At 55.1% G+C, this 9,096-nt stretch carries 11 protein-coding genes; all 11 read right to left on the bottom strand.

Going from position 1 to position 9,096, the window contains the following annotated elements:
- Position 1: 1 nt before the first annotated feature.
- A complete protein-coding gene (locus tag CKF42_RS16860; RefSeq protein ID WP_111208695.1) occupies positions 2-1,708 on the bottom strand; it encodes a methyl-accepting chemotaxis protein in 1,707 nt (568 codons plus the stop codon).
- Between the two features lie 141 nt (positions 1,709-1,849).
- Positions 1,850-2,485: a transcriptional regulator RcsA gene (gene rcsA / locus CKF42_RS16855; protein WP_009089542.1), complete on the bottom strand. Its 636-nt coding sequence runs from the start codon at positions 2,483-2,485 to the stop codon at positions 1,850-1,852.
- A 627-nt stretch (positions 2,486-3,112) separates the two neighbouring features.
- On the bottom strand, positions 3,113-3,898 hold the full coding sequence (gene fliR / locus CKF42_RS16850) for a flagellar biosynthetic protein FliR (RefSeq protein WP_009089544.1): 786 nt from the start codon (positions 3,896-3,898) through the stop codon (positions 3,113-3,115).
- Positions 3,898-4,167, bottom strand: coding sequence for a flagellar biosynthesis protein FliQ (gene fliQ, locus CKF42_RS16845; RefSeq protein ID WP_003854466.1), 270 nt, complete (start codon positions 4,165-4,167; stop codon positions 3,898-3,900). The genes fliR and fliQ overlap by 1 nt, the downstream gene beginning before the upstream one ends.
- A 25-nt stretch (positions 4,168-4,192) precedes the next feature.
- Positions 4,193-4,924, bottom strand: a complete 732-nt coding sequence (fliP, locus tag CKF42_RS16840) for a flagellar type III secretion system pore protein FliP (RefSeq protein WP_009089546.1) — start codon at positions 4,922-4,924, stop codon at positions 4,193-4,195.
- Positions 4,924-5,322 carry a flagellar biosynthetic protein FliO gene (gene fliO / locus CKF42_RS16835; protein WP_046102081.1) on the bottom strand — a complete coding sequence of 133 codons (399 nt, stop codon included), beginning with the start codon at positions 5,320-5,322 and terminating at the stop codon, positions 4,924-4,926. Before fliO ends, fliP begins: the two co-directional genes overlap by 1 nt.
- Before the next feature lie 2 nt (positions 5,323-5,324).
- Positions 5,325-5,732, bottom strand: coding sequence for a flagellar motor switch protein FliN (fliN, locus tag CKF42_RS16830; protein WP_058957683.1), 408 nt, complete (start codon positions 5,730-5,732; stop codon positions 5,325-5,327).
- Positions 5,725-6,732, bottom strand: coding sequence for a flagellar motor switch protein FliM (gene fliM, locus CKF42_RS16825; RefSeq protein ID WP_009089551.1), 1,008 nt, complete (start codon positions 6,730-6,732; stop codon positions 5,725-5,727). Before fliM ends, fliN begins: the two co-directional genes overlap by 8 nt.
- Before the next feature lie 4 nt (positions 6,733-6,736).
- Positions 6,737-7,222, bottom strand: coding sequence for a flagellar basal body-associated protein FliL (fliL, locus tag CKF42_RS16820; protein ID WP_009089553.1), 486 nt, complete (start codon positions 7,220-7,222; stop codon positions 6,737-6,739).
- A 129-nt stretch (positions 7,223-7,351) separates the two neighbouring features.
- Complete coding sequence (locus CKF42_RS16815; RefSeq protein ID WP_111208694.1) at positions 7,352-8,641, bottom strand: flagellar hook-length control protein FliK; 1,290 nt, start codon at positions 8,639-8,641, stop codon at positions 7,352-7,354.
- A complete protein-coding gene (gene fliJ, locus CKF42_RS16810; protein ID WP_009089556.1) occupies positions 8,638-9,081 on the bottom strand; it encodes a flagellar export protein FliJ in 444 nt (147 codons plus the stop codon). The genes CKF42_RS16815 and fliJ overlap by 4 nt, the downstream gene beginning before the upstream one ends.
- Between the last annotated feature and the right edge of the window lie 15 nt (positions 9,082-9,096).

Below are 9,096 nucleotides of genomic sequence, written 5' to 3'. Positions count from 1 at the left end.
CTCAGAAAGTTTCCCAGTTTTCGTTGCTGCCAGCCAGCGCCGGGCGGGGCGCGACGGCCACCGTTTTAACCGGCGCAGCCGGACGGGAAGCCATCGCGGTGGCCGCCGGTGAAGCCTGCAGGCGGAAGGCGGCGACGGCCTGGGTCAGTTTACCCGCCTGATCCTCCAGTGACGCGGCGGCGGCTGTCGCTTCTTCCACCAGCGAGGCGTTCTGCTGAGTGACGTTATCCATCTCGGTCACCGCCTGGCTGACCTGCTGAATCCCGCGGCTCTGCTCGTCGGAGGCGGCCGCAATCTCTGACATGATATCGGTCACCCGACGCACCGCCTCGACAATCTCACCCATCGTATTCCCGGCTGCGCCCACCTGCTGTGAACCGTCATTAATCAGTGCGACCGACTCGGCAATCAGAGACTCAATCTCTTTTGCCGCCTGCGCACTGCGCTGGGCCAGATTCCGCACTTCGCTGGCGACCACCGCAAAGCCGCGCCCCTGCTCACCGGCACGCGCCGCCTCGACGGCCGCGTTCAGCGCCAGGATGTTAGTCTGAAACGCAATGCTGTTGATGACGTTAGTGATCTCCGCAATCTTCTTCGAACTGCCGGAAATATTGGTCATGGTTTTCACCACACCGCTGACCAGCTCGCCGCCGCTGCGGGCCTTGCCGGAGGCATCGGCAGCCAGCTGACTGGCGTGATGCGCGTTCTCCGCATTCTGCTTCACGGTGGCGGTAAGCTCTTCCATGCTGGCCGCGGTCTGTTCCAGCGCGGCGGCCTGCTGCTCGGTGCGGGAAGAGAGGTCGGTGTTACCGGCGGAGATTTCGCTGGACCCCTGATAAATGGCGACAGCGCCTTCTCGCACCGTTCCGACCGTGATGACCAGTGCCTGCTGCATCAGTTGCAGGTTATGGATCAGCGTACCGATTTCACTGCGCCCACAGGGCAGGGGAGCGGAGGTCAGATCGCCCTGCGCGATGCGTTCAATGCGTTCCACTGACTGTCGTAAAGGATTGATCACAATCCGCCGCAGGAAGACAAAGGTCAGCAGAACCAGTACCAGTGCAGCCACAAACGCGACGCCCATCGCTATAAAACCGATGCGTGACTGCGCATCGGCTTCAGCGGTAATGGCATTTGCCCGGTCGGTCCGGATTTTAATCGCCTTCAGCAGCACCTGATTATATTCATCATCCAGCTTGCGGGTGACATCCGTCTCCTGAGCAATGATCCCCTCAAAGCTGCCCTGCTTACCGGCATTGATCATCGGCAGCAGGCCTTTAGTAATGTAGTTATTGAAGCGGGCCTGCAGCGTGGCATCGAGTTCGGTATCAGAGGGCGACTTCACCTTACGCGCTTCATAGACCGCAAAGCCCTCTTTGGCCTGCTGGATACGTTTCTCGGCTGCCGCGACGTTCGCGCGAAACTCATCCATTTCGCCAATGCGGGCGGCCGCACCGGCCTGAATAATCGTCAGACGTGCCGTACGCAGATGGTTTGAACTGTTGGCGAGCCCCATACGAACCTGAATTTCGTCGGTGGCATCATCGAGGGAGTGATTGCTTAAGGTAAGAAAGTAACTGGCGACGCCAATACAGAGTGCAAACAGCAGCAGAATGCCGCCGAAGATGAGGCTAAACAGCGGTACCAGGCGGAGGTTCTGCCAGATGCCCGCGCTTTTTTGTCCATCATTATCTAATGCAGTGTTCATATCCTTGCTCTCTCAGGGCTGTTGTTATAAGGCTTAACATCGGCAAAAGAGAGTAAAGACTTAGCGGTAAGAGTGAGACGTGGCTCCCAGTTCTGAGCAAAAAAAACCGGCCCCTCGGAGCCGGTTTTTCTGGTTTAACGATCAGCGGATATTAACGTAAATACCCGAGGTCACATTATCGGTTAAACGCACCACATGATAAATCACCTGTTTATTATGGGTTTTGATTTTGCGTTTAATATTACCTTTGTGTGACGATACCGTTTTGGCCTTAATTTGCATTTTATCTGAGATCTGAATGGTGTCATGACCTGACATCCACATTTTCAGCATGTTTGACTCGGTCTGGCTCAGCGTCAGCGGGTGAACATCCATGCCCGAAGAGATGCGCGCAGACTGGTTGAGTTTCTTCTGCAAATAGGTACTGAGTAAGGAATCCAGGGTCGACGTTTTCATCGATTTTGATGTAATAATCAGGTTCTTACGAACGTAGAGATATTCCTCAAAATGGATATTGCTAATCGCCATAAAGATAAAGAAGAGTGTATCGGGATGCTGCGTAATAATGCTGCGGATACGCTCACTGGAATCGGATTCATGAATGAAACAATCTTCATTAATAAATACGACACCAGGATTTAATTGCTCACATTTCTGCTGTAGTTGCTCAATGTCGGAGACAGAAGAGATATTTTTCTTCTTAACTCCTTTCAAAGACATGTAGTCTGTTAATCCCAGGCGTGTGTAGTTGCAGGAATCCATAATAATAGTTGGCATAATAGCGACCCTCACCAATTTGTTATCCGTTTAAATCAACGATGAATACGCGTTGCGATACGAGAGAGATTTCTTAGGTACTTTTTTATTCTGCTCGTGCAGTGTGGTAACAGGCAATCGCCCGTAAAAGTCTTCATCCCTGACCCGTTCTGCAAAAAATTTGTGCTGCCCTGACGTCACACATTCTCCGACTGTGGCGGGGAGTGCCAGTGAAATGCCGGAGGTTAAGTATTACTCAATTTTTGGGAGCCTTGTCACTATCCCTGAAAACCCGGAGTTTTCTGATAGGACAATTCTCAAAAACATTTGTTTTACGAAAGTGTGATGTCTCAGCGTGCGTTGACAATGCCGGAAAAAACATTTTTTAACAAGAAAAATTCGTTAAAGTTTTTTTCTTAGTAATTTCAATGGCTTGACCGATTTGCCTGCACATTCACAGTCTGAGAGCTTCTGTGAACCACCCAACTAAAATACGCGAAGCCCGGTTTAATAAGAATTATTTTCAGACTCTCAGCACATTTATCAGAATATCCTTAGTTGCATTCTGGAAAACATGGTTCGGAAAATGCACGGATGGTTTTGCGATACTTAAGTGTGGTGATGGAAAGATAGTTAGAAAGTTAATGTTCAGGTTCGGGATAGTTCTGTCAGGAACAGGGCGAGTAAATCAAATACTTCACCGAACAAATGCTCACAGAACGGGGCGAGAAGGGGCATCAGCAGGCTGATGGTTAAAATTCCGACTGATAAGGTAATCGGGAAGCCGATTGCGAAGATCGATAACTGTGGTGAAACGCGGTTTAACAAACCCAGTACCAGATTTAGCATGAGTAACAAAACGATTAAGGGCAGCGCTAACATCATGCCATTAAGGAAAATTAATCCGCCCGACTTTACCAGCGCCATAAAAGCATTGGCATTCAGCGGGTGACCGCCAATCGGCAGGGTATGAAAACTGTCCGCCAGTAACGACATCAGCCACAGGTGTCCGTTAAAGGTCAGGAACAGTAACATCGCCAGCATGTCGAGAAAGCGGGCCAGCACCGGCATGTTCAGACGGCTGCCGGGGTCGAAAAAGGTGGCGAACGACAGACCCATCTGCAGGCCAATCACTTCCCCGGCGCAGCGCACGGCTGCGAAGGCAAACTGCATGGTGAAGCCCAGTGCGATGCCAATCAGCATCTGCTGGATCAGCAGCCAGAATCCGGCAGGGGAAAAGAGCGTGACATTAACAGCAGGCAGCAGCGGCATCAGCAGCCAGGTGATCATCACCGCCAGTCCGATTTTGACACGCTTACTGACGGAACGTTCACTGAGGATCGGTGCGGTGGCGAACAACGCCATGATACGCACCAGTGGCCAGAAGAACTGGCTGACCCACTGAACCAGCTGGCTGCTGTCGAGAGTAATCATCAGCCGATGATGTAAGGCAGGTTAGTAAAGACGGTGCGGATATAGTCCAGCAGCAGATTCAGCATCCACGGGCCGGCAATAATCCCGGTGGTCGCCACCGCCAGGATCTTAGGAATAAAGGATAAGGTCTGTTCGTTGACCTGGGTCGCCGCCTGGATCAGGCTGATCAGCAGGCCGCTAACCAGCGCAGCCAGCAGCAGTGGGGCGGCCAGCATCAGGGCGACGCGCATCGCTTCCTGTCCCATTACCATTACTGATTCGGGTGTCATGTGTTGCTCCGGGAAGAAAAGGGGATCAGGAGTAGAAGCTTTGCGCCAGTGAACCGACCAGCAGCTGCCAGCCATCGACCAGAACAAACAGCATCAGTTTAAACGGCAGTGAGATGGTCGCGGGCGGCACCATCATCATCCCCAGCGCCATCAGCACGCTGGCGACGACCAGGTCAATGATTAGAAACGGGATAAAGACGGTAAAGCCAATCTGGAACGCGGTCTTCAGCTCGCTGGTCACGTAAGCGGGCAGCAGAATGCGCATCGGCACGGCTTCCGGACCGGCAATCGGTGCCACGTTTGCCAGCCGGGCAAACAGGGCTAAGTCCGCTTCACGCGTCTGGCGCAGCATAAAATCACGCAGCGGCTGGGCGCCTTTCTCAATCGCCACATCCATGCTGATCTTGTCCTGACTGAAGGGCAGATAGGCATCCTGATAAATCCGGTCAAAGGTCGGCGCCATGATAAAGAAGGTCAGGAACAGCGACAGGCCAAGCAGCACCTGATTCGGCGGGGCAGAGGGCGTGCCCAGCGCGTTACGCAGCAGACCAAACACAATGATGATACGGGTGAAGCTGGTCATCATCAGCAGCACCGCCGGAATAAAGGTCAGCGCCGTGATAAAGACCAGCGTCTGCACCGGCAGCGACCAGCTCTGACCGCCATTGGGCAGCGAATGACTCACCAGGCCCGGCAGCTGGGCATGGGCAACCGGTGCCAGTAACAGGAGTGGCAGTAAAGGAAGCAGTCGACGCATCATGGGTTTTTTCCGGGACGTTTAACCAGGTTCTGTAACAGCTGACGAAAATCCTGTGGTGCACTGTTGACCGGCGTCACTGACGCCGGTTCACCCGGCGGCAGGGTGTGCAGGTGAGTAATCTGCTGTGCGGTAATGCCCAGCACCAGACGGGCATCGGCGGTATCCACAATCACCACCCGCTCACGCTGGCCCACGGAGACGCTGGCTGTGAGCTTCAGCTCCTGGCTGCTGACCTTTTTCGGCGCGAAGCCGACACGGCGTGCCAGCCAGGCGCAGGCCAGAATCAGTAAAATAATTAACGCTAATACGCTGCTGACCTGAGCCAGCATCGAGCCGGTGGAGATCGCCTGGGCCTGAGGTGCAGCCGGTTGCAGCGTTTGATTCTGGCTGGTCATATTCAGCGACTCAGACGACGCATACGTTCAGACGGAGTGATGATATCGGTGATGCGAACGCCATATTTGTCGTTCACGACCACGACTTCACCCTGAGCGATCAGGTAGCCATTAATCAGGATATCAAGCGGTTCACCCGCCAGGCCATCCAGTGACACCACGGAACCCTGCGTCAGACGCAGCAGCTCTTTGATGGTCATCTTGGTACGGCCCAGTTCCACGGTGAGCTTCACCGGGATATCCATAATCAGATCGATGTCCTGCAGTGAGCCTGCCACATTCGGGCTGTCGAATGACTTAAAGACGTCATCGGTTTGCGGCGCGCTGCTGCTGCCGACCTGCTCATTCATCGCTTCAGCCCACAGATCGTCCGCAGAGATATCGTCAGACGGTTTATTACTGTCAGTCATGGGGCTGTTCCTCGTTCAGCGAATTCAAAATCGGGTTAATCAGGTGTTCGACACGGAGCGCATACTGGCCGTTCATCGTGCCATATTGGCTGGTTAAGACCGGGACGCTATCGACATGGGCGATAATGCGTTCCGGCTTCTCAATCGGCAGCACATCGCCGGGTTTCAGCTGCAGGATCCGTGACAGACGCAGCGAGGTTTCGGCAAAGTGAGCGATCAGTTCCAGCTCAGAGTGCTGCACCTGTTTTACCAGGTTGTCACGCCAGTGGTTATCTTCCTGGCGGGAGTTTTCGAGCGGTGGGTTCACCAGCAGCTCGCGCAGCGGTTCAATCATTGAAAACGGGATGCAGATATTAAACTCACCCACCAGGTTACCAATCTCCACCTGGAACGGCGTGTTAACCACGATATCGTTCGGTGAGGTGGTAATGTTGGTGAACTTTACCTGCATCTCTGAACGTACGTATTCGACGTCCAGAGGATAAATCGCCTTCCAGGCGTCGCTGTAACCATCCAGCGCCAGCTTCAGCATGCGGCGAATCACCCGCTGCTCGGTATGGGTGAACTCACGGCCCTCGACCTTGGTCGGGAACCGTCCGTCGCCACCAAACAGGTTATCAACGGCGATAAAGACCAGGCTGGGTGAGAACACCACCAGCGCGGTGCCGCGCAGCGGTTTCAGGTGGATCAGGTTCAGGTTGGTTGGCACCGGCAGATTGCGGGCAAACTCATGATACGGCTGAATCTTGATCGCCCCGACGCTGACATCCGGGCTACGGCGCAGCAGGTTAAACAGCGCCATACGGAAACTACGGGCAAAACGCTCGTTAATGATCTCCAGCGCCTGTAAACGCTCGCGCACCACGCGGCGCTGGGTGTTCGGGTCGTAAGGACGAATATCGCCTTCCGGCCCGCTTTGTTTCTTTTCTTCTTCCGCGCTGCCACTGTCGCCGTTTAAAAGGGCGTCAATTTCAGCCTGGGAGAGAATGCTATCGCCCATTGATTCACCTCAAAATGAAGGCGGTAAACAGCACGTCGTTTACAGCCTGCGGAGGTTGACCTTTCACCAGCGGAGGTGTCAGCGCCTGTTTAATTTGTTCAACAAGCGCCTGTTTTCCCTGCTCTGTCGCCAGGGCCGAAGCACTCTGACGCGAGAGCAGCAGCAGCAGACGGCTGCGCACCTCAGGCAGATAGTCATTCATCCGACGACGGGTATCCTCATCGGCCAGACGCAGGGTAAAGCCTACGTACAGCACGCGGTCAGGATCGTTGTCGGGATTGACCAGGTTAACCGTAAATGTATCAAGTGCAAAAAAGACCGGAGCGGGAGGCGGTTCAACTTTCGCCACCTCAGGCTTATCGCCCTCGTGTTTGTTCATCATTCGCCAGACTGCATAGCCTGCCACGCTGCAAGCGGCCAGCGTCACAATGAGCAACACCGGTATTAAGAGTTTACGTTTGCGGCCTTTAGCTTTCGCGTTATCAGACATGGTTGCAGTTACTTCCTGTGAATTATGGGCAAGCCTCTCGGCTCACGGGACAGATTATCCCGCGTCTTAAGTCAAACCAATGGGCAGAATAGACGCGGGTTTTACGCTTACCTTCAGCGTTTATCGCTGTCAGGCAAAAGTGTCGACGGCGCTGTTACCGCTGACGCGAGCCTGAAGGGCGGCGGGGACGGCAATCGGCGTAATGTCGGTGTCACTGTCCTGGGGGAGGGAGAAGCGGCCATGCTGTCCGTCGCGGCGCGCCTCCTGTTGATTCTGGAAGCTCTGGCTCTGCGCGGAACTGTCACTGCTCACCTGACTCTCGCCCAGGTTGATACCGCTCTCTGCCAGCGCGCTGCGCAGCTGCGGTATCGCGGCTTCCAGCGCCGATCTGACGTGGCTGTGGCTGGAAACCAGACTAATCTGTGCCTGGTCGTTATCCAGTTTCAGGCTGATCTGGATAGCGCCGAGGTCTTCCGGATGTAAACGCAACTCCGCGTTCTGCTGGCCGTTGCGACTGAACATCACAATCTGCTGACTCAGCGCCTGCTGCCACTCGTCGCTGCCCAGCTGCGCATTCAGCATCGGCGTTGAGGGGGTGCTGCTGGTCGCTGACGCGGTCACCGGCGCGGGCAGGGTGCTGGCGCTCGTAATCGGGCCGCTGATGTTCAGACCAGTATCGCTGGCGCTGCTGTGCGTCGCGGCCTGATCATCCTGCTTCATCATCGCACTCAGCGCCTGCTGGAAATGGCTGTCTGAGGCCAGGTTCAGGCTGCTGTTGCTGCTCTGCGCGGTGCTACTGCTCTGGCTCGCCGCGTTGCTCGCCGCAGGGGCGTTCAGCGCCGCACCTTTTATCTCGTGCTTCTCATCTTTACCCGGCGCAGAGCTCTGCGATGAGCTGCTCTCCGGTGTCGTGTTCAGCATCTGCGTCAGCGCGGTCAGCGCTTTACGGCCGCCATCGCTCTGGCTAATCACCTCACCCGATTCACTGCTGGCGGGCGGTGGCGCGCTGGCTGTCGCCGTAGCCGCACCTGGTAACATGGCGAACAGCGCCTGCACATTCTGCAGCTCGCTGGCGCTTAAGGATGCCGCGTCCAGGCTCTCTTTATCATCGGCTGATTTTGACCCAGCTTTAATATTTTCCGGTTTCAGCAGGGCAGCCAGGGCAGCAGGATTATCCCGTGTTGCCAGCAGCGCACTGAGCGGAGAAGCCGGTCGACGCTCATCGGCCATTTCTGCTTTTGCGTCAGCGGTTTGCGCCGCTTTTCCCTGCTGTTTTGCCAGGCCAAGCAGCTGGTTTCCCAGCGCGGTCAGAAAGTCCTGTGGCAGGGCATCTGACCCTGCCGCAGCGTCGGTTGCGACTGATGGTTCTGCGTCGGTTTTAGCCGTCGCTTTCATGGCAATGTTTGGCAGCGTAATCATTCGCCTCTCCTCAATGCGGCCCGTTGGGCAAATTCGTCCATCCGTTTCTGGTCGAGACGGTTTTCCTGTCGTAATGCATTTTCCGCTGCCCGCGTGATCAGGGTCTGATAGGCGTTCAGCCGCTGCTGTTTGTCACGCCAGTTGATCAGCGCCTGCTCCAGGCGCTGATTCCAGTTATTAAGCTGATTACGGTGCTGCTCAATCGCTTTTTCCAGCGTCTGAATAAACTGGTGATAGTTAGTCCAGCGAGTGCTGGCAATGCCGCTCGACATGTCATCGTTAAGTTTGTTGCGATATTCATCCTGATAGTCGAGCAACATCGTCAGCTGCTCGTTGGCGGCATGCTGGCCGCGGCGCATATCGCCCAGATAGATGGCGGCCCGTTCGAGATCCTGCTCCGCTAAGTCGCGCAGCGTATCGATAGCATTTGCCGTTTTCATAGCCATTACCTCGCG

This window comes from Pantoea sp. ARC270 (assembly GCF_003236725.1).
In the GTDB taxonomy this organism is placed as follows: Bacteria; Pseudomonadota; Gammaproteobacteria; order Enterobacterales; family Enterobacteriaceae; genus Pantoea; species Pantoea anthophila.
The sequence above is the reverse complement of the archived record's forward strand: the minus strand, read 5'-3'. Positions and strand labels throughout refer to the sequence as shown.